The organism is Sphingobium sp. TomTYG73, from assembly GCF_055394245.1.
The window spans coordinates 2372821-2399032 of record NZ_AP027339.1; the positions used below are offsets into that span (position 1 = coordinate 2372821).

The 26212-nt window shown below is 62.5% G+C and carries 23 protein-coding genes and 1 riboswitch; of the genes, 17 read left to right on the top strand and 6 right to left on the bottom strand.

All coding sequences use genetic code 11. The features are described from left to right. Positions 1-48: 48 nt before the first annotated feature. The 3 genes from ACZ5TH_RS11940 (at position 49) to ACZ5TH_RS11950 (ending at position 4610) form a co-directional block, all read left to right on the top strand. Positions 49-2343 (top strand): CDC48 family AAA ATPase, encoded by a 2295-nt coding sequence (locus tag ACZ5TH_RS11940; protein WP_464794048.1) that lies wholly within the window; start codon positions 49-51, stop codon positions 2341-2343. Positions 2344-2494: 151 nt separating this feature from the next. Further along, positions 2495-3121: a class I SAM-dependent methyltransferase gene (locus ACZ5TH_RS11945; protein WP_464794049.1), complete on the top strand. Its 627-nt coding sequence runs from the start codon at positions 2495-2497 to the stop codon at positions 3119-3121. 223 nt (positions 3122-3344) lie between these two features. Next, positions 3345-4610 carry a glutamate-5-semialdehyde dehydrogenase gene (locus ACZ5TH_RS11950; RefSeq protein WP_464794050.1) on the top strand — a complete coding sequence of 422 codons (1266 nt, stop codon included), beginning with the start codon at positions 3345-3347 and terminating at the stop codon, positions 4608-4610. A gap of 134 nt (positions 4611-4744) precedes the next feature. Here the strand turns inward: ACZ5TH_RS11950 and kdsA are convergent, their stop codons facing one another. Beyond that, positions 4745-5572 carry a 3-deoxy-8-phosphooctulonate synthase gene (gene kdsA, locus ACZ5TH_RS11955; protein WP_464794051.1) on the bottom strand — a complete coding sequence of 276 codons (828 nt, stop codon included), beginning with the start codon at positions 5570-5572 and terminating at the stop codon, positions 4745-4747. A 5-nt stretch (positions 5573-5577) separates the two neighbouring features. Further along, complete coding sequence (locus ACZ5TH_RS11960) at positions 5578-5871, bottom strand: hypothetical protein (RefSeq protein WP_449470727.1); 294 nt, start codon at positions 5869-5871, stop codon at positions 5578-5580. 21 nt (positions 5872-5892) lie between these two features. Here ACZ5TH_RS11960 and ACZ5TH_RS11965 point away from each other — a divergent pair, with 21 nt between their 5' ends. Together ACZ5TH_RS11965 and ACZ5TH_RS11970 are read left to right on the top strand one after the other, a co-directional pair. Then, positions 5893-7020, top strand: coding sequence for a tudor domain-containing protein (locus ACZ5TH_RS11965; RefSeq protein ID WP_464794052.1), 1128 nt, complete (start codon positions 5893-5895; stop codon positions 7018-7020). Continuing rightward, positions 7017-8387, top strand: coding sequence for a cytochrome P450 (locus tag ACZ5TH_RS11970; protein ID WP_464794053.1), 1371 nt, complete (start codon positions 7017-7019; stop codon positions 8385-8387). The genes ACZ5TH_RS11965 and ACZ5TH_RS11970 overlap by 4 nt, the downstream gene beginning before the upstream one ends. Positions 8388-8547: 160 nt before the next feature. Here the strand turns inward: ACZ5TH_RS11970 and ACZ5TH_RS11975 are convergent, their stop codons facing one another. Next, positions 8548-8844 (bottom strand): hypothetical protein, encoded by a 297-nt coding sequence (locus tag ACZ5TH_RS11975; RefSeq protein ID WP_464794054.1) that lies wholly within the window; start codon positions 8842-8844, stop codon positions 8548-8550. Between the two features lie 79 nt (positions 8845-8923). After that, positions 8924-9034, top strand: a riboswitch (TPP riboswitch). A gap of 55 nt (positions 9035-9089) precedes the next feature. Here ACZ5TH_RS11975 and ACZ5TH_RS11980 point away from each other — a divergent pair. The 8 genes from ACZ5TH_RS11980 (at position 9090) to ACZ5TH_RS12015 (ending at position 17484) form a co-directional block, all read left to right on the top strand. Continuing rightward, positions 9090-9497, top strand: coding sequence for a DUF2065 family protein (locus ACZ5TH_RS11980; protein ID WP_464794055.1), 408 nt, complete (start codon positions 9090-9092; stop codon positions 9495-9497). Positions 9498-9511: 14 nt separating this feature from the next. After that, a complete protein-coding gene (thiC, locus tag ACZ5TH_RS11985) occupies positions 9512-11359 on the top strand; it encodes a phosphomethylpyrimidine synthase ThiC (protein ID WP_464794056.1) in 1848 nt (615 codons plus the stop codon). A gap of 136 nt (positions 11360-11495) precedes the next feature. Further along, positions 11496-11780, top strand: a complete 285-nt coding sequence (locus ACZ5TH_RS11990) for a hypothetical protein (protein WP_449470733.1) — start codon at positions 11496-11498, stop codon at positions 11778-11780. Positions 11781-11839: 59 nt separating this feature from the next. After that, a complete protein-coding gene (locus tag ACZ5TH_RS11995; RefSeq protein WP_464794057.1) occupies positions 11840-12940 on the top strand; it encodes a hypothetical protein in 1101 nt (366 codons plus the stop codon). Between the two features lie 103 nt (positions 12941-13043). Further along, the gene (locus tag ACZ5TH_RS12000) at positions 13044-13994 is read left to right on the top strand and encodes a nucleotidyltransferase family protein (RefSeq protein ID WP_464794058.1); all 951 of its coding nucleotides are present in this window, start codon (positions 13044-13046) and stop codon (positions 13992-13994) included. A 113-nt stretch (positions 13995-14107) separates the two neighbouring features. Further along, positions 14108-16048, top strand: a complete 1941-nt coding sequence (locus tag ACZ5TH_RS12005; RefSeq protein WP_464794059.1) for a DUF4838 domain-containing protein — start codon at positions 14108-14110, stop codon at positions 16046-16048. A gap of 66 nt (positions 16049-16114) precedes the next feature. Continuing rightward, positions 16115-16906 (top strand): transporter, encoded by a 792-nt coding sequence (locus tag ACZ5TH_RS12010; RefSeq protein WP_464795109.1) that lies wholly within the window; start codon positions 16115-16117, stop codon positions 16904-16906. Positions 16907-16917: 11 nt separating this feature from the next. Continuing rightward, positions 16918-17484, top strand: coding sequence for a DUF4337 domain-containing protein (locus ACZ5TH_RS12015; RefSeq protein WP_464794060.1), 567 nt, complete (start codon positions 16918-16920; stop codon positions 17482-17484). 19 nt (positions 17485-17503) lie between these two features. Here ACZ5TH_RS12015 and ACZ5TH_RS12020 read toward each other — a convergent pair whose 3' ends face one another. Beyond that, positions 17504-18943: a hypothetical protein gene (locus tag ACZ5TH_RS12020; protein ID WP_464794061.1), complete on the bottom strand. Its 1440-nt coding sequence runs from the start codon at positions 18941-18943 to the stop codon at positions 17504-17506. Continuing rightward, on the bottom strand, positions 18940-20466 hold the full coding sequence (locus tag ACZ5TH_RS12025) for an AcvB/VirJ family lysyl-phosphatidylglycerol hydrolase (RefSeq protein WP_464794062.1): 1527 nt from the start codon (positions 20464-20466) through the stop codon (positions 18940-18942). Before ACZ5TH_RS12025 ends, ACZ5TH_RS12020 begins: the two co-directional genes overlap by 4 nt. Before the next feature lie 415 nt (positions 20467-20881). Between ACZ5TH_RS12025 and ACZ5TH_RS12030 the strand changes: the two genes are divergently transcribed. Further along, positions 20882-21091 (top strand): hypothetical protein, encoded by a 210-nt coding sequence (locus ACZ5TH_RS12030; protein ID WP_464794063.1) that lies wholly within the window; start codon positions 20882-20884, stop codon positions 21089-21091. A gap of 117 nt (positions 21092-21208) precedes the next feature. Here ACZ5TH_RS12030 and ACZ5TH_RS12035 read toward each other — a convergent pair whose 3' ends face one another. Next, positions 21209-21598 (bottom strand): hypothetical protein, encoded by a 390-nt coding sequence (locus tag ACZ5TH_RS12035; RefSeq protein ID WP_449470746.1) that lies wholly within the window; start codon positions 21596-21598, stop codon positions 21209-21211. A gap of 320 nt (positions 21599-21918) precedes the next feature. Here ACZ5TH_RS12035 and ACZ5TH_RS12040 point away from each other — a divergent pair, with 320 nt between their 5' ends. From ACZ5TH_RS12040 to ACZ5TH_RS12050, 3 genes are all read left to right on the top strand, one after another. Further along, complete coding sequence (locus ACZ5TH_RS12040) at positions 21919-24405, top strand: autotransporter domain-containing protein (protein WP_464794064.1); 2487 nt, start codon at positions 21919-21921, stop codon at positions 24403-24405. A 385-nt stretch (positions 24406-24790) separates the two neighbouring features. Next, positions 24791-25246 (top strand): carboxymuconolactone decarboxylase family protein, encoded by a 456-nt coding sequence (locus ACZ5TH_RS12045; protein WP_464794065.1) that lies wholly within the window; start codon positions 24791-24793, stop codon positions 25244-25246. Beyond that, positions 25243-26097 (top strand): sigma-70 family RNA polymerase sigma factor, encoded by an 855-nt coding sequence (locus tag ACZ5TH_RS12050; protein ID WP_464794066.1) that lies wholly within the window; start codon positions 25243-25245, stop codon positions 26095-26097. The genes ACZ5TH_RS12045 and ACZ5TH_RS12050 overlap by 4 nt, the downstream gene beginning before the upstream one ends. Positions 26098-26212: the final 115 nt, after the last annotated feature.

Genomic DNA, 26212 nt, shown 5'->3' on the forward strand with positions numbered 1-26212 from the left:
GACTGGCGTTTCCTATCTCGTTACGCAGTGACAAGAATGGGGATGGCAATGGCCGAACAGGAAAGCGCGGAACGCCGAATTCAGGTAGCAAATGCGCGACCCGAAGACGCAGGACGCGGGCTTGCGCGCATTCCGCTGGCGGTGATGGCGGAACTTCATCTGTCCGAGGGCGACGTGATCGAGATTGCGGGGAAGCGGTCGACGCCTGCCCGCGTGGTCCGCCCTTACAAGGAAGATGAGGGGCTCGATGTCCTTCGTCTCGACGGGTTGCAGCGCGCCAATGCGGGGGTCGGATCGGGCGATTTCGTGCATATAACCAAGATCGAGCCTCGCCCCGCGCAACGGGTTGTGTTCGCGCCTGCACAAAATAATCTCCGGCTTCAGGGCAATCCCGAAGCGCTGAAGCGTGTTTTCTTCCAGCGTCCGCTCGCGGCTGGCGACATCGTTGCAACGGCAGGCCAACAGCAGGTCCCGCCGAACGACATGCCCCCGCAGCTACGTCAGATGCTCGCCGCGCCCGCCTATGCGCTTCAGGAAATCAGGCTGGTGGTGGTGTCCACGACGCCCAAGGGGTACGTGCAGATCGACGCCGATACCGAGATCGACCTGCGCGCCGAATATGAGGAGCCCAAGGAGTCCCGGCGCGCCGATGTCACCTATGACGATGTTGGCGGCATGGCTGAAGCGATCGACCAACTGCGCGAAATGGTGGAGCTGCCGCTCCGCTACCCTGAATTGTTCGAACGGCTGGGCGTCGACCCGCCCAAGGGCGTGTTGCTCCATGGCCCGCCGGGTACGGGCAAGACGCGCCTCGCCCGCGCCGTCGCCAATGAATCGGAGGCTGAGTTCTTCCTGATCAATGGGCCGGAGATCATGGGTTCGGCCTATGGCGAATCGGAAAAGCAGCTGCGCGAGATATTCGAGGCGGCGGCCAAGTCCTCCCCCTCGATCCTGTTCATAGACGAGATCGATTCGATCGCGCCCAAGCGCGGCAGCGTGACTGGCGAGACCGAAAAGCGGCTTGTTGCGCAGTTGCTGACGCTGATGGACGGGCTGGAGCCGCGCACCAATCTGGTCGTCATCGCGGCCACCAACCGGCCCGAGGCGATTGATGAAGCACTGCGCCGCCCCGGCCGCTTCGACCGTGAGATCATCGTCGGCGTTCCCGACGAGCGCGGGCGTCGTGAGATCATGGGCATACACACGCGCGGTATGCCGCTGGCCGAAGGCGTCGATCTCGGCGAACTGGCGCGCATGACCTATGGCTTTGTCGGCGCTGACCTCGCCGCCCTGACCCGCGAGGCGGCGATCGAGGCGGTACGACGCTTCATGCCGCGCCTCAACCTTGAGGAAGGCACCATCCCGCAGGACGTTCTGGAGGAACTGTCTGTCACCCGCGATGACTTCATGGCGGCGATCAAGCGCGTCCAGCCATCAGCCATGCGCGAGGTGATGGTGCAGGCGCCCAATATCGGCTGGTCCGACATTGGCGGTCTGGACGAGGCACAGATGCGCCTCAAGGAGGGGGTCGAGCTGCCGCTCAAGGACCCCGACGCTTTCCGCCGCATCGGCATCCGTCCAGCAAAGGGCTTCCTCCTCTATGGCCCGCCCGGCACCGGCAAGACGCTGCTGGCCAAGGCGGTCGCGCGGGAGGCGCAGGCGAACTTCATCGCGACCAAGTCCAGCGACCTGCTGTCCAAATGGTATGGCGAAAGCGAACAGCAGATCGCACGCCTGTTCGCCCGAGCGCGGCAGGTGGCGCCCACGGTCATCTTCATCGATGAGCTGGACAGCCTTGTCCCCGCGCGTGGCGGGGGGCTTGGCGAACCGGCGGTGACGGAGCGGGTGGTGAACACTATCCTTGCCGAAATGGACGGGCTGGAGGAACTGCAATCGGTCATCGTTATCGGCGCGACCAACCGGCCGACGCTGATCGACCCCGCGCTGCTGCGGCCGGGCCGCTTCGACGAGCTCATCTATGTCCCGGTGCCCGACAAGGCAGGGCGCAGGCGCATCCTGACAATCCATACCGGCAAGATGCCGCTGGGTGAGGATGTCGACCTTGACGATCTGGCGGAGCGGACGGAGCGGTTCACGGGCGCGGACCTGGAAGATCTGGTCCGCCGCGCCGGTCTGATCGCGCTGCGCAAATCCCTGTCGGTGGAGCGGGTCGAGCAGGCGCATTTCAATGAGGCGCTGGAGGAAACCCGCGCGTCGGTGACGCCGGAAATGGAGCATGAATATGAAAAGATTCAATCCCAGCTGAAGCAGAGCGCCATGCGGGTAGACCCCATCGGCTTTGTGGCGCCGGGGATGCTCCGATCCCGCGAATCGCAATCTTAACAAGGGCTAGCGGATTGCGGATTGAACCCATCCGCAGTCCGCGCGTTCGCTTACCCATGGCCGGGCAATATGCCCGCCAGCATGCAAAGCGGCTTGCCAGGCTTGCCGATATTTGCAAGGCCCAGACGTGAAGGCAAACAGGCGAGTATTGATGGCCTCCATTCCCTTGAAGAAAAAAGCAGATCCGGCGTCATTCCTGGGTCAGTGGAGCATGTTTTTCCGCCAGTTCGTGAAGCATCCCGGGATGATCGGTTCCGTGATCCCCTCTTCGGCTGCACTGGTGAACAGCATGCTGGACCGGGTGGATTGGCAGCATACGCGCCTGTTGGTGGAATATGGGCCGGGCGTCGGCACCTTCACCCGCCCGATCCTGGAGCGCATGCACCCGGACGCGAAACTGGTGGCGATCGATCTTAACCTCGACTTCGTCGCATGGCTCGAAGCGCAGATCGACGATCCCCGCCTGCGGGTCGTACATGGGTCGGCGGCGGATGTGCGCCGCTTCATTGTTGAGGCCGGACACCGGCAGGCTGATTATATCCTCTCGGGGATCCCCTTCTCCACCCTGCCGGATGGCGTCGGCGAACTCATCTGCGCGGAAACGCAGCGGGCGTTGCGACCCGGCGGCGAGTTTCTGGTCTATCAATATTCTGCCTTCGTACGTCGGCTGCTCACCGGGCAGTTCAACCAGATCGCCGAGCGGGTCGAATGGCGCAACATTCCGCCCTGCCGCACCTTCCGCGCGCTGAAGGCGGAAAGCTTGGCGCAGGCCGCTTAGGGACATAATAGATCATCCCAACACCCGTTCGCCCTGAGCCTGTCGAAGGGCTTTTCTTCTTTTGAAGAGAAGAAAGCGGCTTCGACAGACTCAGCCCGAACGGAGTAGAGTTTTCGAGCAAAACACTCTGGCCAATGTAGGCCGAGGCTACCATTGGTAGCTGTCAGCGCCTTTCGCCCCGTCGCGCTTTCATGCTAAGGGCGCGGGCGAAAGGCTCGACCAGATGAATGACCTGACCCAGACTCCCGAAATGCTGATTGCCTCAATGGGCGCGCGCGCCCGCGCCGCTGCCGCAACGCTGGCCAGCGCAAGCGACGCGCAGAAGATCGAGGCCCTGCGCCGCGCCGCGCAGGCGCTTCGGGATCAGGCGCCGCAAATCCTTGCAGCAAACGCGCGCGATATGGAAAACGCCGCCGCCAACGGTCTCTCGCCAGCCATGCTCGACCGTCTGCGTCTCGATGAAAGTCGCGTGGCGGCAACGGCCGCTGGCGTCGATCAGGTCGCGAGCCTCGACAATCCGCTCGGCAGTGTCATCGACAAGCAGGTCCGGCCCAACGGCATGGAACTGTCCCGCGTCCGCGTGCCCTTGGGCGTGATCGGCATCATCTATGAAAGCCGCCCCAATGTGACCGCCGACGCCGCCGCGCTGTGCCTGCGCGCGGGCAACGCGGTCATTCTGCGTGGTGGCAGCGAGGCGAAGGAAAGCAACCGCGCCATCCATGCCGCCATGGCGGAGGGCATTGCGGCTGCGGGCCTCCCTGCCGACGCAGTGCAGTTGGTGCCGACGACGGATCGCGCCGCCGTGGGCGCATTGCTCAAGGCGTCTGACTTCATCGACCTGATCGTCCCGCGCGGGGGCAAGAGTCTGGTTGCGCGCGTGCAGGAGGAAGCGCGCGTGCCCGTGCTCGCGCATCTCGACGGCATCAACCACAGCTATGTCGATGGTGCGGCGGATCCGGACATGGCAGCCAAGCTGATCGTCAACGCCAAGATGCGCCGGACGGGCATCTGCGGCGCGACCGAAACGGTGCTGATCGACAAGGCATTCAGCGCAGCACCCACCATCGTGAAGGCCCTGCTCGACGCTAAGTGCGAAGTGCGCGGCGACGCGGCGGTGCAGGCGATGGACGCGCGCGTGATTGCTGCGTCGGACGAGGATTGGGATACCGAATATCTCGACGCCATCGTTTCCGTGCGGCTGGTCGATGGGCTGGACGAAGCGCTCGCTCATATTGCCGCTCACGCCAGCCATCACACGGACGCGATCATTACCGAAGACGCGGCGAAAGCCGAGCGCTTCCTCAACGCCGTAGACAGCGCGATCGTCATGTGGAACGCCTCCACTCAATTCGCCGACGGCGGCGAGTTCGGCCTTGGCGCGGAGATCGGCATCTCAACCGGCCGCCTCCACGCGCGCGGCCCGGTAGCGTTGGAAGGTCTAACCACCTACAAATGGCTGGTGCGCGGGACGGGCCAGACGCGGCCTTGATATAGGGGACGACCTTTCACCGTTCGGGCTGAGCCTGTCGAAGCCCTTCACTTTTCTCAAAAGAAGTGGAGCCGTTGGCTTCGGCGGCCTTCGGCTCGACAAGCTCAGGGCGAACGGGGATGAGAGAGGCGTACTCAGCCCTTCACCACCTCATCGATAGCCTTCAACTTCCCAAGCAGCGGCCCCATCCACTCCAGCGGCAGCATGACAGGCCCATCCGAAGGCGCCCGATCCGGATCATCATGCGCCTCGGCAAACACCGCCGCGACGCCCGCCGCAACCGCACTGCGCGCCAGCACCGGTGCAAACTCCCGCTGCCCGCCCGAAGCTGACCCCAACCCGCCCGGCTGCTGCACGGAATGGGTCGCGTCGAACACCACCGGATAGCCGGTCTGCGCCATCACCGGCAGCGACCGCATATCGCTGACCAATGTATTGTAGCCAAAGCTCGCGCCGCGCTCGGTCAGCAATATCCGCTCATTGCCGGTGGAAGCGACCTTCTGCGCCACCGCCGCCATGTCCCAGGGCGCAAGGAACTGCCCCTTCTTCACATTCACCACAGCGCCCGTCCGCCCCGCCGCCAGCAGCAGGTCCGTCTGGCGACACAGGAATGCCGGGATTTGCAAAATATCCACCGCCTGCGCCGCCGCCTCCACTTGCCCCGCCTCATGCACATCGGTCAGTACCGGACAGCCCAACTGCGCCTTCACCTCAGCCAGGATCGCAAGCCCCGCATCGATTCCCACGCCACGCTGGCCCGACACCGAAGTCCGGTTCGCCTTGTCAAAGGAGGATTTGAAGATGAACGGCACGCCTGCCTTGTCCGCTACCCCCGCCAGCTTTTCCGCCATCATCATCGCATGATCGCGGCTCTCAATCTGGCAAGGGCCGGAAATCAGGACGAAGGGCAGGTCATTGCCGATCGTCACCGACCCGATCGAAACATGGCGTTGCTGTGTCATGCCGCTCACTTCGGCGCTTTCGCAAAACGGCGCAAGAGCTGTCCCCGCCACAGCCCCTTGCCCGGATGATAGTTCCAGCAGAACCAACCAAAGACGAGGCAGGCGAGAAGCGCAGGCAGCGCCATCGGATCGCCATTTCCTCGCATATGCCGGTAAAAGGCCAGATCCGCCCGCCAACGGTCCCGCTCGCTGCCGCCGCCATTGATGCCATAGGCATTGTCATGTTTCCGGCAGCCGATGTTTCGGTTGTATTTGCGGTGATCTATGAAATAGCAGTAATCGCGTTCGGGTGTCGTCATGGCCCGATGTGGAACAGGGCCGTGCAAAAGTTCAAGCGTAAAGTCTTCTACCTTGGCGGTTTCGATCCGCGCGGGGTGCGTTTTTATCACCAACTCTATCGCGAGCAGGCGGAGCGTTATGCGCGCCTCTCCGGTGAACAGGTGGAGGTAAGCGCGCGTCGGTCAGGCCCGGCCTCGTCCGCCATCTGGACCGTCACCAACCATAGCGCAGGGGTCGAAACCGACTATGAATTCCTCCGCTGGGAGGATTTGGTCGGCAAGGTTTGGATCCGCAACCCGCTGCTCCTCGCTTGGCGATCGATCGCCACCTACGCCGCCCACGCCCGCCACATGCAGTTCCTGCGGATGAGGAAGCTGCGCCCCGGCCCGGTCATCACCATCCTCTACCCGCCGCTGCTCGCCATCCTGATCCCGCTCGCGGTGGCGCTAATCCCCGCCTCGCTGCTGTCGCTGCTCATGCCCTTCTGGGCGGCAGCGCTGATCGGCACCGGCATCAGCGCGCTGCTGTCCGGTAGATTGCTTAACAAACTAATTGTCCCTTGGCTGCTGCGGTTCATGTATTACAACCACAGCGTCGCCGCGCGCGGTCCCGGCGAGGAAATGGACGCTCGCCTCGATCAGTTCGCCGCCCGCATCGCGCAGGAGATGGACGGCCCGTGGGACGAAGTCATCTTCGCCTCTCACAGCAACGGCACCATATACGCCATGAGCGTCCTTCGCCGCATCCTGGAATTGCGCAAGGGCAGGCCGTTGCCCGATCATTTCACCGCCCTGACGCTGGGGCAAGTCGTCCCCGTCATCGCCCTGCGCAAGGACGCGCGCTGGTATCATGCCGACTTGAAGGCGTTGAACGAGGGGCAGTTCCGCCTCGTCGATTTCTCCGCGCCCCCCGATGGCGCAGCCTATCACGACGTGAACCCCATTCGCCTCGTATCGGATCGCTGCGCCGCCCGCGTCGATCTACTCTCGCCGCGCTTCCACCTCTTCTACGACCCGGAAAATTATAACAGCGGTTGGTCGAACAAATATGAAGCGCATTTCGACTATCTGCGCGTCGGCGATCGCCTATCTCCCGTCGACTATGTCAGCCTGACCGCAGGCCGCCGCACCATTGACGAAGCCATCGCCGCATTCAGGGCTATCCCGTGACCGAACCCTTCACGCCTCCCTATCCACAGCCGCCCCGGACCAAGCGCGGCCTGATGAAGCGTTTCCTGCGCGGCTGGCATAGCTGGATCCATGTGCTGTTCGAAAAAAGCTACACGATGAAGCTGGGCGAAATCCGCATGCCCGGCCAGATCATGTATATCGCGAACGAACTGCCGCTGGTGGACAAGATACTGCGCGGCGGCACCGCCTTCCCCAAGCATCGCGAACTGGTCCGCAACCTGTCGCCCCTGATCGGCGACAGCGTTTTTTCCGCCAATGGCGAGGATTGGGAAAGCCAGCGCGCGATGGTGAACCCGGCCTTCGCCCACACCGCGCTGCACCGGTCTATGCCGCTAATGGTCGCGGCCGCCGACGATCTGCTCGCCCGCATCGATGCCGCCGATCGCACACAGCCTGTCGATATTGACCCGATGATGACTCATGTCGCGGCCGACATCATCTTCCGCACGCTCTTTTCGGAGGCGCTGGACGAGCACCGCTCCAACATCATCCACAATGCGTTCGGCAAGTTCCAGCGCTACGCCCACAGCGCCTCGATGCTGCGCCTTTATGGCTTCCCCGCGCGCTGGTTCGAGCAGCGGTCGCTGAAGCCCGCCAAGGCAATCCACGACGTATTCCGCCCGATCGTCGAGGCCCGCTACCAGGGTTTTCATGAGCGCGGCGAGGCCCCGCACAAGGACATTCTCCAGTCGCTGATCGAGGCTAAGCATCCCGAAACCGGCGATCCCTTCACCCTGCAACAGGTGATGGATCAGGTCTCCACCGTGTTCCTCGCGGGCCATGAAACTTCGGCCAGCACCATGACCTGGGCGCTCTACATGCTGGCCGAATGCGCGCATATCCAGAATGCCGCGCGCGCCGAAGTGGTGGCGCTGGCGGGCGAGGAGGCGCTCACCGCCGCCATGCTCAAGGACATGGGGCACGTCCGCAACATCTTCCGCGAAACGCTGCGCCTCTATCCGCCCGTCGCCTTCTTGCCCAGAGAAGTGCCTTGCCCCATGCCGATGCGCGACAAGCAGTTGGAGGAAGGCGCGATGCTGGTCGTCGCGCCCTGGCTCACCCAGCGGAACAAGGATAATTGGGGCTGCCCGCACAGCTTCGATCCCGATCGCTTCGACGATCCCGCCAATGCGGAGATGGTGAAACAGGCATGGTTCCCCTTCGGTCGAGGCCCCCGCGTCTGCGTCGGCGCAGGCTTCGCCCAGCAGGAGGTGATGACGGTGATCGCCAGCGTCCTGCGCCGCTACCGCCTGTCCGTGCCGGAAGGATTCAAGCCGGAGCCGATCAGCCGCCTGACGATAAGGCCGAGGACGGGCATGAAGCTGATGTTCGAGGTGACTCCCTGAATGGCCGAGATACGATGTTCCCCCTCCCGCAGGCGGGAGGGGGCTAGGGGGTGGGCCAGCGCGACGTTAGTGGGGTATTCAAAGGCGAGCCCAGCAGCTCGCTCCGCTCGCGCCCACCCCTAACCCCTCCCGCCTGCGGGAGGGGAATAAGAAACTAGCTTCAACCCTTAACCCGCCCCACCATCACCTGTCCCGCCGCGCGCTCCCGCACATAACGCCGCTTCAGCACCACGCTCGCCACCAGCAACGGCACGCCAACAATCACGCAAATCGCCCCCAACATCGGCGGCCACAGCCCGAACAGGCTATGCACGTCCAGCGCGGACGGCGTCAGCACCAGCAGGAACCCCGCCGTCAGCAGCCACAGTCCCCAGCGCCTCGGTCGCACAGCCACCATGCGCATTTCATGCCGGTGCGCCTTGCGGCCTTCCTTGGTGGACAGATCATGGTGCTTCATCGCCTGCCATAAAAGCGGCAAAGCGCCCCTTATGTCCAGCGCAATGGGCTGGCGTCGCCTGCACATTTCCGCTATCGCCACCCAATCCCCGGGGGACCGCTCACAAGCGGTTGAGAGGCGGCTGATGTGGCTGCGACCCGTTGAACCTGATCCGGATGAGACCGGCGTAGGGAGGGAGGGCTTGTCACAGGCATGTCCGCGTCCTCCTTCCGCCCAGCGAAGAAGAAGAGGAGGACGGAGCTGCCATGGACACCATCTCCATCCTCACCCTGCGCCTGTCCGAAGCCATCGGCCTGTACATGATCGTCGTCGGCATCGGCGGGCTGATCGCACCGTCCCGCTGGCGCGCGATGATGGACGATCTGGAACGCTCGCCCGGCCTCGTCATGACGCTCGGCTTCCCCATCTTCGTCGTCGGCACAGCTCTCGTCCTCGTCCACAGCATCTGGACCGATCCGCTGGCCGTCATCGTCAGCCTGATCGGCTATGTTGCACTGATAGAGGGCGCCCTGCTGCTCGCCATCCCTGCGCCGCTCATCAGGATCGGCCGCTGGTCCCTCAACTTCACCCGCGCCTGGGCCGCTGTCAGCATCGTCCTGGGCATCCTCCTCTTCCTCGCGGGCCTCACCGGCCGCGCAACCGTCATCGCCTGAAAGGAACCACCACCATGGCCGACATTCCCGCCCGCACCGAAATGCGAGTCACCACCGGCCCCATTCGGGGTAGCCGTAAAATCCATGTCGGCCCGCTCAAGGTCGCCATGCGCGAGATTGACCTGGAACCCGGCAGCGGCGAGCCGCCCGTTCGCGTCTACGATACCTCCGGCCCCTACACCGATCCCAATGCGCGCATCGACATCATGGCGGGCCTGCCCACGCTGCGCCGCGACTGGATCGTTGGTCGGGGCGATGTGGAAGAATATGACGCCCGCGCCATCCAGCCCGAGGATAACGGCCTCAAAGGCCCCGACCGCAGCGGCGGCGTCCAGCCTTTCCCCCATGTCGTGAAGCGCCCCTTGCGCGCCAAGCCGGGCATGAATGTCTCCCAGATGCACTATGCCCGTCGCGGCATCATCACGCCGGAGATGGAATATGTCGCCGAGCGGGAGAATCTGGGCCGTGCACGTCTCGCCGAATATGTCCGCGACGGGCAGGACTGGGGCGCGGAAATCCCCGATTATGTGACGCCGGAGTTCGTCCGCGACGAGGTCGCCCGTGGCCGCGCCATCATCCCCAACAACATCAACCACCCTGAAACCGAGCCGATGGCGATCGGCCGCAACTTCCTGGTGAAGATCAACGCCAATATCGGCAATTCGGCGGTCGCCTCCGACGTGGCGAGCGAAGTCGACAAGCTGGTCTGGTCGATCCGCTGGGGCGCGGACACGGTGATGGACCTCTCGACCGGCCGCAACATCCACGACACCCGCGAATGGATTATGCGCAATTCGCCGGTGCCGATCGGCACAGTGCCCATCTATCAGGCGCTGGAAAAGGTCGGCGGCATTGCCGAGGAACTGACCTGGGAGATCTTCCGCGACACGCTGATCGAGCAGGCCGAGCAGGGCGTCGACTATTTCACCATCCATGCGGGCGTGCGCCTCGCCTACATCCCGATGACCGCCAAGCGCGTCACCGGCATCGTCTCGCGCGGCGGGTCGATCATGGCGAAATGGTGCCTCAGCCATCATAAGGAAAGCTTCCTCTACGAGCATTTCGATGAGATCACCGAAATCTGCAAAGCCTATGACATCGCCTATTCGCTGGGCGACGGCCTGCGCCCCGGATCGATCGCCGATGCCAATGACGAAGCGCAGTTCAGCGAACTCTACACGCTGGGCGAACTCACCAAGCGCGCCTGGGAACAGGATGTGCAGGTGATGATCGAAGGGCCGGGCCATGTGCCCATGCACAAGATCAAGCAGAATATGGACAAGCAGCTTGAGGCGTGCGGCGAAGCCCCCTTCTACACGCTTGGGCCGCTAACCACTGACATCGCGCCGGGCTACGACCATATCACCTCGGGCATCGGCGCAGCGATGATCGGCTGGTACGGCACGGCCATGCTCTGCTACGTCACGCCCAAGGAGCATCTGGGCCTGCCCGACCGCGACGATGTGAAGGTCGGTGTCGTCACCTACAAGCTAGCCGCCCACGCTGCCGATCTGGCGAAGGGCCACCCCGCCGCCAAGGTCCGCGACGACGCGCTCTCCCGTGCCCGCTTCGAGTTCCGCTGGCGCGACCAGTTCAACTTGTCGCTCGATCCCGACACGGCGGAGAAATATCACGACCAGACGCTCCCGGCAGAAGGCGCGAAGACTGCGCACTTCTGCTCGATGTGCGGCCCCAAATTCTGCTCGATGAAAATCACGCAGGAGGTCCGGGACTTCGCAGCGAAGCAGAACCAACCCGCCGACTCATTCATCGCGGCCGAAGATGCGGAAAAAGGCATGGCCGAAATGAGCGAGACTTTTAAGAACAAGGGGGGTGAGATTTACCTGCCAGCTTCGGACTAATCCAACCAAGCCTATGAAATATCATAGGCTGTAGAGGGCGGGCGGGGTTATACCTTCTGATATACCCCGCCATAGCAGTGCGGTCGGCCCGGCCCAGGTGGTAGCTTGCCTCAACCCTGAAAAAGAGGAGGCTATCTTGGCTGAGGAACCCACCATTCTGGCTGCGGCCGAAGATCGCCGCCGCTTTCTGAAAACCTGCGGTCGCTTCGCGGCGACCGTTCCCCCGGCGATGACGATCATGTTGTCGACCTCCCTGTCGTCACAGGCAATCGCGGCATCGGGCGGCGGCGGCGGCGGCGGTCCCAAGGGTAATAATGGCGTCGGCAACGGCCCCGATCCCCAGCCCCCGGGCAACCCGCCGATCAATGACGGCCCCGGCACCAGCCCCGGCAATCCGGGCAACAAGGGCGGCAAACACTGAACGCCAAGGTTCAGCTGATTGATGGCGAATGGGCGGAGCGCCCTGATGGGGCGGAATTGATGCTGCGCCTTACACCCGGGACTTCGATGACCTTCATCGGCGATCAGCCGGTGATCGTTTCGCAGTACCGGCACGCCATTTATGAACTGAACCAGATAGCAGGCTATATCGGATGCCGCCTTGAGGATGGCGTGTCCCTGTCGCAACTCGCGCAGGAAGTCGTCGACCGGGGCGTCGATCAGGCCGCGTCTATGCTCGACAGGGTGCTGGCGGAATGGTCCCACTCCGGGCTGGTCCACGCCACTGCCTGCCCGCCCGAATCCGCGCCCATCCTGACGCAATCCATATCGCTCGGCGGTCGCGCCCTCACGCTGCGCTATCATGATGAGGCGCTGGTGCGGCACGTGGCGCCGCTTTTCGCCCATCTTCAATTGGGCGCGGCCTCAACGCCGCCCTCCACCCTCTATCATCTCTGGCAAAGCAACGGGCTTTGCCTCTTCAGCCGTGATGCGGGCGATGCCTCCGTCCTGCAACTCCATCAGGCCGCCACCCTGGTCAAGGCTCAGATCATCCAGGACATCATCGATGATCCCCGCTGGAACCTGGCGCTGCATGCGGGCTGCGTCAGCCGCAATGGAAAGGCGCTGCTCCTGACCGGGCCTCCGGGGGCGGGGAAGACGACCCTGACCTCCTGGCTGATCGGCAGCGGCTTTGCCTATCACGGCGATGACATCAGCATGCTGGGACCAGACGGCCAAGTGCTGGGCCTCCCCTTTTTGCCAACCGTAAAATCGGGCGCCTGGCCGATGATGGCCGCGCGCTACCCGGGGCAGCTCCAGCCGCTGATCCATTGGCGGCCCGATGGGCGGCGGGTGCGCTACCTTGCCTTGCCGCTGCCATCCGGGCAAGCGCCCCTGCCGGTTGGCTGGATCTTGAAGCTGCGGCGGACGAAGGGCGCGCCCGCGCGCCTGATCCCGCAACATCCCACGGCACTGGTCAAACATCTGCTCTCCGAAGCCGCCTCGTGCAGCGGAGAGGCCAGCCGTCCCGCGATCGACAGCCTAATCCGCGCCGTCGGCGGCGCCCGGACCTGCGAACTGGAATATGACGATCTGGATGAAGCGGCCGCGCTGCTGGGGGTATTTTGTGATCCGGCTTGATCATCTCAATGGCCTGCTGTCCTGCCTGCGGGGCCAAATACCCTCGCATGCCGATTGGCCCCGCATCATTGCACTCGCCAACAAAACCTTGTGCAGCCCTGCCGTGGCCGCGCGGCTTAGAAAAGCCGGACGCTTTCCCGCACTGCCATCGGATGTCGCGACATTTTTCGCCGAGATGGAAAGACGCAATGGCGACCGTAACGCTCGTATCATGGCGCAACTGGACGAAGCCGCCGCGACCATGAACGCGGCCGGTGTGTCGCCGATCCTGCTGAAGGGCACGGCATGGCTGGCCCATGCGCCACCGGACGAGCGTGCCGCCCGTATGCTGGCGGACATCGACCTGATGGTGCCCGCCGATCGTTTCCTGCCCATGATCGATCAACTGCGCGGCATCGGTTACTGCCTCGACACGCCCGATCCCCAACCCGGCGTGCCCGCTGTCCTCTCGCGCCCGCAGGATACGGCGACGATTGATCTTCACTCCGATTATGGCAGCATCAACACGCTCTGCTATAGCTTTGACGATCTCGCGCAAAATGCCGCCCTGCTGGAATTGGCGGGCGGGATCGTCCTGCTGCCATCTCCGGTCGCGTGCACCGCGATATTGCTGCTGCATGACCAGTTGAAGGGCAGGGACTATCTGCGCGGCCGGATCGACCTGCGCCATCTGCTGGACATGCAATCCTTTGCCAGCCGTTTCCAGCAGGATGATTGGGATGAGCTGAACCGGCATTTCCAGTCCGGCTATGCGCGCAACGCGATGCGCACCCAATTGCTCACGGCGCGCAAGTTGCTTGGCATGGAAGTGCCACGCGCCCTGACGCGGGGAATCCGCGCGCGGCTCCAATATATACGGCGCCTGGCCCAGTTGCGTTGGCCCGGTCTGGCGCCCTTTCTGACCTTCCTGTCCCTCCTTGATCCCAGTTATATCCTCGCCCGCCGCGCCGCCCGAAGGACCCTGCTCGACGGAGAGCCGATCGCGGCCTCCGGACTGCCCAGGCGTGAAAGCCTGGAACGGCTGTTCATCCGCAACGAACTGGGGAAAATATAGGAAAGGCCCTGCTGTCCTTTCACCATTTGGACGTACTCCCTCCGCCACAGCCCCCAGGACCGTCAATTGGACTAAGAGGGGGGCACCCTGATCAGAAGGGAGGAGGGCTGCCAATGGGACAAGCCATTTCACGCAGGACATTTTCCTTCGGATCGGCGGCAGCCCTGCTTTCGGCGCCAACCATAAGCCAAGGCCAGGCAACATCCCTATCCAGCATAACCCTTATTAAGGGCGGCATCCCCCGCCCGCTGGTCATACCGGATCAGCCGCAAGATTGCGTCGTCTATGCCGCGCGGGAACTCGCCGCGCATCTCGCGAAGGCCACCGGCACGCTGCCCCAGATCATCCCGGAACACGTAGCGTCGGGGCAAAGCACGTCAGGAGGTTTCTTCTTTCTGGGTGATACCGCCATTGCACGCGCATCGATCGATCTCAGCAGCCTCGCCCCTGAAGCCTGCGTCCTTCGCACGATTGGAGGAAATTTCTGTATCGCGGGGCGCGATGGCCCCGGCGACCCGCTGGACCCCGATGTCACCGCAGGCACGCTGTTTGGCGTTTATCATTTTCTGCAAAACTACCTGAAGGTCCGCTGGCTTTGGCCCGGAGATCTGGGGACCATGGTGCCGAAAACGGCATCCCTCGTCGTGCCGAGCCTTGACGAGGTCGTCACTCCCCATTTGATGCAGCGTCATGTTCGCCTGTTCAAGGCGGGCAAGATCGATCGTCCGGAACTCGGCTTTTCCACTGCGGCGGGGGCGGACTACCGTGCGGAGGAGCGCATATTCATCAGGCGCCACCGGATGGGCCGCCGCCAGCACATTGGCTATGGCCATGCCTTTGGCGACTGGTGGGCCAAATATGGCGATCAGCACCCCGAATGGTTCCAGCTCGTCGATGGACGGCGCGGGCCGGTAAAGCCGGGCGCCCGCTTTTCGATGTCGATCGCCGACCCCGGTCTACACCAACAGATTGTCACCCTCTGGCGCGAGAAGGGCGGCGCCAGACCAGGGGCAAGCTTCATCAACGCGGTCGAAAATGACATGCCCGGGCTCTGCGAATGCGCGCTTTGTCGCGCTCTCGATAGCCCTCCACCGCTCGACTATCTGACATTCATTCCACCCCAATCGAAAATGGCCCGCCATCCTTTCGTGACGGATCGGTATGCGCGCTCCTGGCTCGAAATCCAGCGCCTCGCGGCGCGGGATGATCCGGACGTCACGGTCGTGGGCTACGCCTATTTTAACTATTTCGCGCCGCCGACCTCTGGCGTGCGGCTCAACAAGAACATCCTCGTCGGCTTCTGTCCTTCGTCATGGTTCTACCCGCGCACGGCGGCGGTGCAGGAGTGGATGAAAAAGCAATGGCGCGGCTGGGCAAACACTGGCGCGCGCATCTTTCTGCGCACGAACCATTTTCTCGATGGCTATTGCATGCCGTTCGTCTTCGCCCACCAGTTTGCGGACGAATTCCGGAACGCGGCCACGAACGGCCTGGTGGGCACCGACTTCGATTCCCTCACCGGGCAATGGGCGACCCAAGGCCCGACGCTCTACCTGCTGATGCGTCTTCAGTCTCGGCCGGACGCAGATGCCAATGCGTTGCTGGAGGAATATTATGCCTGCTTCGGCCCCGCCGCTGCGGACGTGAGGGCCTATTTCGAGCATTGGGAAAACTACACGATGAACCTCAGCGGAAGGCTGGAGCCGACCTTCGCCCAATTGAAGGCGTCGCGCTGGAAAAGCTGGGCCAGGGCAGCGGCCATCGTCTATCCGGAAGGAAGCTTTGCAGCCGGGCAAAAACTTCTGTCCAGAGCCGCGCAATCTGCGGCGCATGATCCGCAAGCGGCTGAGCGGGTGAACTTCCTGCAACTCGGGCTGGAACATGCGCGGCTCTGCTGCCGGGCGGCTAGTGAGCGCAGTGCGGGCGGGGTGCAGAAGTCCGAAGCGGCCGGGCAGGCGGCCGATGCCCTTATCCAGTTCCGGCGAAAGCACGAACGCCTGTGGATCGCAAATTTCGATCATTGCGCCTGGGTCGAGGGTGAGAGCTGGAATTGACCTGTGCGAATGTGCGTGAAGGCGCTGCTTTACAATGCATGCGGCGGCAATTAGCGCAGAGCCGTGATGAAGCTCTTCGTGCCCGTCGCTGCCCTTTTGACGGTTCTGGCGAATGGGGCGGCGGCGCGGGACTATTGTCCCGATCGCCCCGGCTTGGACACGCCGCCCTGCACCCTTGAACCGGGCGCGTTATCGGTGGAAACATCGGCCGTCGACTGGACGCATGACACATCGCCGGACTCGGTAAGCGATACCATTTTGCTGGGCGATGTCGCACTGCGCTATGGCATCGCGGAGCATGCCGAGCTGCGCCTGGGCTGGACCGCCGTCGGCATCGCCCGCACCCGCGATCGCCGAACCGGCGACGTCCAACGGCAATCAGGCTCAGGCGACGTCAGCATCGGGATCAAGCGCAACCTGATCGACCCCGATGGACACGATCTGTCGGTCGCTCTTCTGCCCTGGATCAGCGTGCCGACGGGCGGCAGTGCGATTGGCGTGGGTGATTGGGGCGGCGGTGTGCAACTTCCCATCAACGTGCCCGTGGCGGAGAAGCTTTCCCTGCTGCTCACGCCAGAGATAGACGCAGCCGTGGACAGCGATCGAAAGGGGCGGCATCTGGCCTATGGTTCGGCGGGCGGTATCAACTTCTCCGCAAGTCCGGTGTTCAACCTTGCTATCGAGGGCGCCGTGATGCGCGACGATGATGCAGGGAGAATGAGCACGCAGGCCGTCGCGGGCCTTTCCGCCGCACTGATGGTTGGCAAGGCTGCTCAGGTCGATATCGGCTCCGAATTCGGCCTCAACCACGACACGCCTGAAAGGCGCATCTATGTCGGTCTCGCCCGGCGCTTTTGATAGAGGACGCCATGGAAGTCGAACTGAATGCAGAGTCGAAGGACAAGCGGCTTAATCGCATGGTCGCGATCACGGTCGTCATCCTCTCCATCTTCACGGGCCTGTGCAACATCAAGGATGGCAACATAGTCCAGGCGATGCAGCAGGCGCAGTCCAACGCGGTAGACAGCTGGAATGAATATCAGGCGGCCAAGACCAAATTGCATATCAGCCAGACCAGCCGCAGTCAGATTGTCCTTCTGGCCGACACGCCTCATCGGCAGGCGCTGTCGAAACGCACCGTCGATGCGCTTGATGCCAGCATCGCGAAATATATCCGGGAAGTGCCTGCTCTGGCTCGGCAAGCAAAGGCCGATTCCGCCCTTTATGATGCCCTCAACGTCCATGACGACCAATTCGACGCGAGCGAGGCAATGATTTCCACCGCCATATCACTCGCCGCCGTCGCTGCGCTGGTGGAAAGCGCCTGGCTGCTCGGCGTCGGCTGGATGTTCGGCGCGTTCGGAATGTTCCTGGGCCTATGCGGCTTTGCCGGTTGGGCGTTTCACCCGGACATCCTCAGCCATTTCCTTGGCTGACCCCGCGCCGATCCGGCTCTCAGTTCATCAGGCTGGCATAGCGCGCGGGTGGGGTCGGCAAGGTGAAGCGGGAGACAGTCCCCGACAGAATAACCAGCGCAATCACCAGCGCGGCCCACCTTTTCCCGCGAACGGCTTCGTCGCGTCGCCACAGGATGATCCAGCCTAGCGCCGTCGCCAACATCGCCCAGAGATGATAGCGAAGGTCGGATGATATGCTGAGCAGGAAGAAGCTCGCTTCCTGAAAGAGCGTCGAAACGAAGAGGGCCGTTGCGAGTTCGCGCTGCGCTCCCTCGGGCCGACACCAGCAGTTCCACAACCCCCACGACGCCGCAACGACCCAGAAGATCGGCCACGCGACAGGCGCTTCGGTCAGCAATCCAGCCACCCCCTGCCACCGTGTCGCCATGAACGAGGGATTGGGGAAACCCAGGTCATTGGGCTCTGATCGGGCGGGCGGTGCGGCCAGCGGCCAATGCAGGGGCACCAGCCAGCGCTCGGTCGAATTCAGATGGCCAAGCCGGTGCGCGATATAGGCGTAGGGATGTGCAATGACAGCCTTGGCAAACTGCCCATAAAGCTGACCGAGGGGCATCTTGTCCCATGGCCGGATTGCGGACGCGCAAAAGGCGTTTTCACCCAGCGGATCCCAGAACAGCGGCTTGACGCAATGATGCGCCGCGAGCGTCCGGATTGCTTGAGCAGAGATGCCTGTCGCCGGGTCGCCCGTCCGAACGGCAATAGCTGCAAGATCATATATGGGCTGGCTGCTGCGTACCCCACTGTCCCGCGCACCCAGCAGGCTGTGGTTGATCGGTTGGGAAAGGAGCAGGACCACGGGAATGGTGGCGATCATCGCGGCGAGGCGGAAAAATTCGTTCCGGGGACGCGCCACCAGCAGAAACGCCAGCGGGACGGTCGAGAATGCCCCGTTCGCGCGAACCAGCGTTGCATAGATCAGGCACAGGATGACGATGACGAAGGCAAATGGCGGAATGGGCCGTTCGCGCAGGCGGAACGTGGCAATCAGGCCAATGGCAAGGGTGAGCGCGCCCACGAGCTGACTGTCCTTGACCACAATGGCGAGCCAGCCCAGCAGAAGCGGTGTCGCGCCCAGGGCGAGCAGGACGACGGTCTTTCGCTGGCCAAGTGCCCGGCCGAGCAGCCCGATCCCGATCCAGTAACCGGCCATTTGAACTATGAACATCGGCGCGGTGCTTGGTCGGGCGAAGGACAGCACGGCCCAGAGGCGAGCCATGATGGGAGGATGCCAGTCGTCGTAACTCTGGCTCAAAACCTGCCGATATTGAACGATCGAGTCATATTCGGCGATCCCCGGCCAGAAAAGCAGCAGGGACGCGAGGAGTAGGGCGCAGGCGGCGAGAACCGGCCAATGGGATGAGGCCGAAGTCACCTGCTGCGACCCTGCGGTGGTGGGCATGTCCTGTGCTTCCATCATCTGGGCATGTGCCGGAGGATTTGGGCCACCAGAAATGGCGCGTTGCGTTCGAAATGATGCCCGCCGGGCACCGTGACGACCGTTGCTATGCCCCGTGGGATGTCAGGACAGGCGCTGTCGGTTTCCAGATTGCCCCGGATGCACAGCATGGGCACGCCGCGCAGCCGCGCTATGGCGGGAATGGTCGGGTAGGCGCCTGGCGAACCTATGTTCAGCCAGTTGCTCAGATGGAACTGGAAATTCGCCGTTCCGCTGAGGCCGAGCAACGCCATTCCCTTCACTTGCGATCGCACGGGCCGGGCCAGATGCCCCGCAATATAGGGCAATACATCCGCACCAAAGCTGTAGCCGACCAAAAAGACCTTGGGGCGACCCCAATGTTGCGAATAACTCCGGATGATGGAGGCAAGATCGGCGGCGGCACCGGCCGGGGTGCGTTCGCTCCAGAAATAGGACAGGCTATCCACTCCCACGACCCGTACCCCTGCCTTTGCGAGTTCCGCGGCGACCCCTTTGTCCAGGCCGACCCATCCGCCGTCCCCGGAATAGATCACCGCCATCCTGTCGGTGCGCCGCGCGGCCGGATCGTCAACGATGGTGAGGGGCAGGTTCGCAGGCATCGGCACAAGATTTTGCGAAGATCCTGGCGCGGCATACCGGGCTGCAAGGAATGGCTTCACTTGCGCCGCGAGCTGCGCGTCGGGACTGAAATGCGGATCAAGCCCTACTGCCGTGGCGCCACGATATCGTGCGAAGTCAGCGGCCTGCGTATCTGCACCTTCCCTATTCAAACTGATCCAGGGGGAAGCCAGACGGGCCACGGGGGCGATCGTCCGGCCAACGTGAGAATATGTGCGGGCCGTTAGCGAGAGCATGGCCGACTTGCACCAATGGGTCCGGCCCGGCAGAAATGGACGAAACCCAGCCGTGACCACCGCGCGATAGGCCCCATCCGGTCCCGTGACGAGCGTGGCATAGGCGAACGTGGCTCCCAGCCCTCGCCCCACCAGCACTGGTTTCATATACATAGGCACGCCGAGCCGGTGCTGAATTTCGCGCGCCAGCGGAACGATGGCATAGTTCGGATTGATGCATGTCTTCTGCGAACCGAGCGCGTGCAGGAAGACCGGGGTCGAAATGCCGGTGACCAGCGCGCCCTCGGCCGTCAGCCGATCGGCGAGCGCGCGGTCATCCTTCGTCCAACCCCGCGCATCAGATAGCAGGATGACCAGCCCTCGCGGCGAGGTCTTGCTCCGGAACATTGCCACCCTGCCCAACAGGGCCGAGAAATGAGCCATGCCCGATCGAACTGGCGTCGTCGGCGAAGGCCGATGGATCACGGCCGCCGCTCGTCCGAAATCCGTCAGGATCAGGAGTGAAGCGACCCGAAACAACAAGAGTCGGCCAGCGCCCGATCGGCTAATTTTTTCTGACCGCGTCTCCATCTTATCGCCATCCAGCCGCCCGCCACCATCGGTAGCGCTTCGCCGCAGCCTGAGCAATGTGGCGACTGTCCCATCCATAGCCCTTGCTACGCCCACTGCCAAAGCCCGCCTGAAGCCCAGGCTGTGACCCAAGGAATCTCAGCGCGGGGAATCGGCCGGAAAGAAGGGCGCGGATCTGCTGTTCAATCCTACCTCAAGCCTCGCGGGGGGGGCATCCATCCGCAAACGGCGCAGAGCAGCACGGCATCATGCGGGGCGCCCCCAAGGGGGTGAATTCTGCCTGCTGTGAAGACTGTTGGTGCAGTGGGCAGTCTGGAACGAACGCGTCTCTTCCCTGCTTTTCCCTGATGTCGCCCCAAATTCCGGTTCTGCTTCTGGAAGGAATGAGCGAGGCCGACCGCAAGGCCTATGTCATTGCCGTCAACAGGCTGGCGGAGGTCGCTGGCTGGGACCGCGAGCTGCTGGCCTGGAGCTGGGCGATCTGTCAGCGCTGGTGCCAGACTTCGACTTTGACGCCATCGGCTTTGAAATCGCGGAGGTTGAAGCGCTGCTGAACGAGGCGAATCCGAAGGAGGTAACCGAAGACGCCGTTGAGGAGCCGGAGCGGAAGGCTCCGCCTGTCACGCGCAAGGGGGGATATCCACCTGCCGAAGCCGAAGAGCAATATTATGCCGTGCTGGACGACGTATTCATGGCTGCGTAACTTAAACCAAATAGCCTCCGGCAAACCCGCATCAGTTCAATCACCCTTTCCCATCGGTTCCGATCGCGGCGCCTGTGGCGTGCGAGCCAATCGTTATAGGGCGCCCAGTGATTTGGCTCAGATGGCAAAGATCTTCATCAGCGCCTTGTCGTCGCGCACCAGGGGATGATTGAGCAGGATTTCCACCTGGCGGAAGCCGCGCTGTTCGGTGAGCGAAATAACGCGACACAGTTTTTCGAACTCGTCGTCGCTGTCGATCACCTTCTGCGTGTCGAGGTCATCAATGCTGGTGCGGAATATGATTTCCACGAAGCGATCGATGTGGAGCGGCATCGTGCCCCCGTAGTTCGAACCAACGACGAAACATGAGATAATGCGTGCGTTCGTCGGCACGATGCTTTCGACCGCAGAGATACACCGCCGCGAACGAATGCGGCGGGTGGCTGACGTTACCTTGCATGTTGCAACGCCGCACCTACCCGCTGCACCCCAGGCATCGTCGGCCACTTCGAATTCAGATACTCGACCTGACCAGTTCTTAATCTATATCAATATTAATGGGAATTTTGAAGACAGGTTGTGTGGAAGTACAATATTAAAATCGTAATAACTCAGCAATGGAATGTTAATCTATAATAAAATGTTATTGAAGAAAGGGGGGAACTTTCATTTATCATCATCGTTTCCCGATATAGCTCCCTGCCAGGGAGGAAAAAAGGGATCAATATATGGATTTGAAAAAATTTGGGCATTCCGCTCGTCGGAATGCTACGTCTTCGCGCGCACTTTTGGGTGCGACTGGCCTTGCAGGTTCGCTCGGAATTTTGATGTTGGCCTTGCCTAATACCGCGCTGGCTCAGAATGAATGCGGCGCGCTGCCTGGGGCCGGCGGTCTGGTTTCCTGTCCTGCATCCGGCAATCCCTATCCGGCCGGCATCACCTACCTTCCCACGGCCGGCCTGACGGTTGTTCTCCCGGCCGACGTTTCCATTCAGACGGCTACGCCTGCAACCCCCGGTGTTCAGATGATCGGCGCGGGTGATCTGGCAGTCGACGGCAGCGGCGCGTCAATCGCAACCAGTGGCGCGCTTTCCAATGGCGTGACGGTTTCCAGCCTGGGCGGTTCGGCAGACGTGGGACTTGCATCGGTCTCCACGACCGGTGCGGGATCGACGGCGGTCTCGGCCCTATCAGACACCGGGACTGCCAGCGTGATAACGACGGGCAACGTCTCCTCCACCGGCCGCGGTGGAGCAGGCATTTCGGCAGTGTCGGCAACGGGCGATGCATTCGTAACCGCAAACAATGTCAGCACCGTCGCTGCGCTGCCTGCGGACACGGCGACTAGCCGCAGCGCCATTTTCGCGCAGGGCGCCAACGCAGCGGTAATTTCCACCGGCACGGTGACGACGGCGGGTCGTGCTTCCTTGGGTGGAGTCGCCGATGCCATCTCCGTCACGGGGACGGCGGGTAATGCCAGCGCAGTCGTGAATAATGTCGCGGCCAGCGGCGACACGTCGCGCGCGATCGCGGTGACGGCCAGCAACAATGCCAGTGCTACGGTGAATGGGCTGGTTTCGGCTTCAGGCCTCGGCGCAGATGCGTTGGCGGTCACGGGCGGAAATCTCGCGCTGGTCACTGTGGGGCCGAATGGTCGCTTATCAGCGGCTGACGGCAACCTCATCACGCTAACGTCGGTCAATGGCAGCACCCTGTCCAACTCCGGCACGATCGGTTCCAATCCCAATGGTTTGGCGGTCCAGGCGCTTGGCGGTCCGGCAACGATCAACAACAGCGGTTCCTTGTCCAGCGACATTGTCCTGACTGCCGGCAACGATACGGTGAACAACAGCGGCACATTCGTCGTTGGCCCCAACCCCGATTTCGGAGCGGGAACCGACGCCTTCGTCAACACTGGCGTGGTCAGCCTTGGCGCGGGCGCAACGGTGGCGGGTGCATCGACATTCACGGGTCTGGAGAGCTTTTCAAACGCCGGCCTGATCGATCTGCGCAACGGTGTAGTGGGCGATAGCCTCACGCTTCCGGGCACCTTTTCGGGCACGGGCGCAAGCCAGTTGGGCGTCGATGTGCGGGCTGGCGGCAGCGATCGTCTGATCCTGGGTGGCGCTGCCACGGGGACAACGACCGTGCTGCTTGATACGCCGTCCCTTACCGCACCCATCTTCACCTCGGGCGCCGTCATCGTTCAGGCGGGTGCCCCGTCCGCGGCGTCGGCTTTTCAGTTCAACGGGGGCTTCCAGAATGCAGGCCTCGTTCGATATGAAGTCGCTTATGACCCAGCTACCCTGTCCTACAGCGTCACGGGCGGACCAAGCGACGCGGCGTTCCGCACGCTCAATTATGTGGATGGCGCCCGCAGCCTGTGGATGAAGTCCGCAGACGTGGTCACCGCGCAACTGCGGTCGCGCCGCGACTCACTCTGGGCCCATGGCGATGCTGCGAACTCCGGCAAGTTCTGGCTACAGATGCACGGATCGGTTGAGGATCGCGGTGGAAGGCGGACGGTGTCCAACTTTGGGCAGAGCCGTGTCATCAACACAGGCTATAAGCAGGATTATTACGGGGGACAGGCCGGCTTCGACTTCGGTGGTGGCGTTGGTGAAAAGGGTGGCTTCGCCCTCGGTGTGACCGGCGGCTATATAAACTCCTCGCAAAACTTCGCTGCTTCGCCGGACAGGATCACCTTCAACGCGGTTAATGCCGGTGTCTATGGCAGCTTCACCTCGGGCAACATATTTGCAAACGTCCTCGGCAAATATGATCATTATTGGGCCAACGCCAACAGCCCGACCGGCGGCTTCAAACAGAAATTCAATGGCTCCGTCTATGGCGTCCGTGGCGAGGTCGGTCTGCGGTTCGGCAGCGACGCCTTCTTCATCGAGCCTGCCGCAAGCCTGTCCTACACGCGCTCGGACATCGACAACTTCTCGGTCCTTGGCACCACTGCGGACTTTAACGAGGACGATGGCCTGCGGGGCCGCATCGGTGGGCGTGTCGGCGGACAGGTGCACATTGGGGACACGGCCGTGCTGGCACCCTATATAGGAGCCAACTATGTCCACGAGTTCAAGGGACGGGACGAGGTAAGCTTTAGTAACGGCGTGCAGACGGTCGCCTTCACCAATGACCGCATGAGGGATTATGGTGAAGCGGTTCTGGGCGTCACCATTGGCCAGACGAGCGGCATTTCCGGCTTCTTGGAGGCCAACTATGTGCGCACTTTCAGCAACGGCGGTGGCTCCAACAGCCTTGAAGGCGCTGGCGGAAGGGCGGGCTTGCGCATCCGCTTCTGAATGCACGGGTGCCGCGGTCGATCAGGCCGCGGCACCTGATAGCGAACAGGATCGGAAGACGCCTTTGGCCGGATTTTCATTCTAAGGGGCCGGTCGGGGACGCGACGCTGGCCAGACCATGGGCCTCTAAGGTGTGGCTCCTGGGCAGACTGGGCAGACTGGGCAGCTGAAAGCTGCCCTATGTGTTTTGCCCAACGAGGCGCCCACTCGTTTCGGTCACTTAGCCATCAACTTTGCATTCTCTTAAGCAGATACTCGACGTCGCCAGAACAACGCTCACAGGGAAGATGGCAATGAACAGCCGATAAAAAAATGCGGAGCATGTCACACGGCCATCCTCTGCCTCGTCATGACGGTATCCAACAGCGATGAAAGGATCCGACACATGAATGACCGCGCTGATGTCTACGCCGCTGGCGGGCCTCTTTTCAAAGCCTGGTACGATCTGTCGATGCAGGTGGAGAAATCCGGTCTCGAAAAAAGCCTGCTGGAACTGGTCAAGATCCGTGTCTCCCAGATCAACGGCTGCGCCAACTGCCTCAACATGCACACGTCCGATGCACGCAAAGCGGGCGAGACGGAGCAGCGCATCTATTTGCTCGGTGCGTGGGCGGAGGCGCCATGCTACAGCGCCCGCGAACGGGCAGCTCTCGGCTGGACCGACTGTCTAACGGAAGTTGCCACGAAGCGGGCACCTGACCATGTTTATGCTGAGCTGGCGTCGGAGTTCAGTGCGGAGGAGCAAGTGCAACTGACGCTGGCGATAAATGTCATAAATGGCTGGAACCGTCTGGCTGTCGGCTTCCGTCTCTACGATCCCGCGCTCGGCTGGCCGTCGTGACCGACGATAGCGTGACCAGCTTCGACGCGCAACGAGCCGCCTTGCTGCGCGTCGCCTATCGCATGCTCGGCTCGATGGCCGATGCGGAGGACATGCTGCAGGAAGCATTCATCCGCTGGGCCAGAACCGACAGGCAAGCTGTGCGCGTCCCCGCCGCTTTTCTCCGCCGCATGGTGACACGCCTCTGCCTCGATCACCTCAAGTCCGCGCGGGTGCGGCGGGAAGACTATATCGGGCCCTGGCTCCCCGACCCGATCGTGGAGGCGGAACCGCTGGAGGATGTCACCCTCCCCCTCATGCTTGCCCTTGAGCGCCTTTCCCCACTCGAACGAGCGGCATTCCTGCTTCACGACCTGTTCGGTGAGAGCTTCGATGATATAGCCCGGTCCGTCGGTCGAGACGCTGCCGCCTGCCGCCAGCTTGCAGCCCGTGCGCGGGAGCATGTACGCAGCGAACGAACGCGATTTCCTGTCGAACGCGATCATGGACTGGCGATCGTTGCAGCCTTTTACGAAGCATCCCGGGCTGGTGACGCCGCAAAGCTCGGCTCACTGCTCGCCGACGATGTGCGCTTCCATTCCGACGGCGGCGGCAAACGTCCAGCGGCAAGCCGTATTCTCGATGGCGCCGTTGAGGTTTTGCGCGGACTATCCGCGATTTTTCGCCTGCGGCGCGGTCATCCTGAGTTGGTCAAGCAGGCCTTCGTGAATGGTCTGCCCGGCTTTGTCACGCGAGAGGCAGATGGCATATTGCAGACGACAGCTCTGCTCATTGAAAACGACCATGTGAAAGCGATCTATGTCATGCGGAACCCCGACAAGCTCCGGCACGTGGAAAAACTGATCCACTAATTGCTGCAGACATATCATGTACCGAACGGCGATCGACTACAGACGTTGGCGCGATGGAATCAATCCACGGAAAGGTCGTTATTCAGCAGATAGATCACACGAGATTTGCCCTGCG

Excerpts from the sequence above, each read along its gene's own strand:
- ACZ5TH_RS11940 (WP_464794048.1), top strand. The coding sequence starts at position 49 with ATGGCCGAACAGGAAAGCGCGGAACGCCGAATTCAGGTAGCAAATGCG.
- ACZ5TH_RS11945 (WP_464794049.1), top strand. The coding sequence starts at position 2,495 with ATGGCCTCCATTCCCTTGAAGAAAAAAGCAGATCCGGCGTCATTCCTG.
- ACZ5TH_RS11950 (WP_464794050.1), top strand. The coding sequence starts at position 3,345 with ATGAATGACCTGACCCAGACTCCCGAAATGCTGATTGCCTCAATGGGC.
- kdsA (WP_464794051.1), bottom strand. The coding sequence starts at position 5,572 with ATGACACAGCAACGCCATGTTTCGATCGGGTCGGTGACGATCGGCAAT.
- ACZ5TH_RS11960 (WP_449470727.1), bottom strand. The coding sequence starts at position 5,871 with ATGACGACACCCGAACGCGATTACTGCTATTTCATAGATCACCGCAAA.
- ACZ5TH_RS11975 (WP_464794054.1), bottom strand. The coding sequence starts at position 8,844 with ATGAAGCACCATGATCTGTCCACCAAGGAAGGCCGCAAGGCGCACCGG.
- ACZ5TH_RS11980 (WP_464794055.1), top strand. The coding sequence starts at position 9,090 with ATGGACACCATCTCCATCCTCACCCTGCGCCTGTCCGAAGCCATCGGC.
- thiC (WP_464794056.1), top strand. The coding sequence starts at position 9,512 with ATGGCCGACATTCCCGCCCGCACCGAAATGCGAGTCACCACCGGCCCC.
- ACZ5TH_RS11995 (WP_464794057.1), top strand. The coding sequence starts at position 11,840 with ATGCTGCGCCTTACACCCGGGACTTCGATGACCTTCATCGGCGATCAG.
- ACZ5TH_RS12005 (WP_464794059.1), top strand. The coding sequence starts at position 14,108 with ATGGGACAAGCCATTTCACGCAGGACATTTTCCTTCGGATCGGCGGCA.
- ACZ5TH_RS12010 (WP_464795109.1), top strand. The coding sequence starts at position 16,115 with ATGAAGCTCTTCGTGCCCGTCGCTGCCCTTTTGACGGTTCTGGCGAAT.
- ACZ5TH_RS12015 (WP_464794060.1), top strand. The coding sequence starts at position 16,918 with ATGGAAGTCGAACTGAATGCAGAGTCGAAGGACAAGCGGCTTAATCGC.
- ACZ5TH_RS12020 (WP_464794061.1), bottom strand. The coding sequence starts at position 18,943 with ATGATGGAAGCACAGGACATGCCCACCACCGCAGGGTCGCAGCAGGTG.
- ACZ5TH_RS12025 (WP_464794062.1), bottom strand. The coding sequence starts at position 20,466 with ATGGATGGGACAGTCGCCACATTGCTCAGGCTGCGGCGAAGCGCTACC.
- ACZ5TH_RS12040 (WP_464794064.1), top strand. The coding sequence starts at position 21,919 with ATGTTGGCCTTGCCTAATACCGCGCTGGCTCAGAATGAATGCGGCGCG.
- ACZ5TH_RS12045 (WP_464794065.1), top strand. The coding sequence starts at position 24,791 with ATGAATGACCGCGCTGATGTCTACGCCGCTGGCGGGCCTCTTTTCAAA.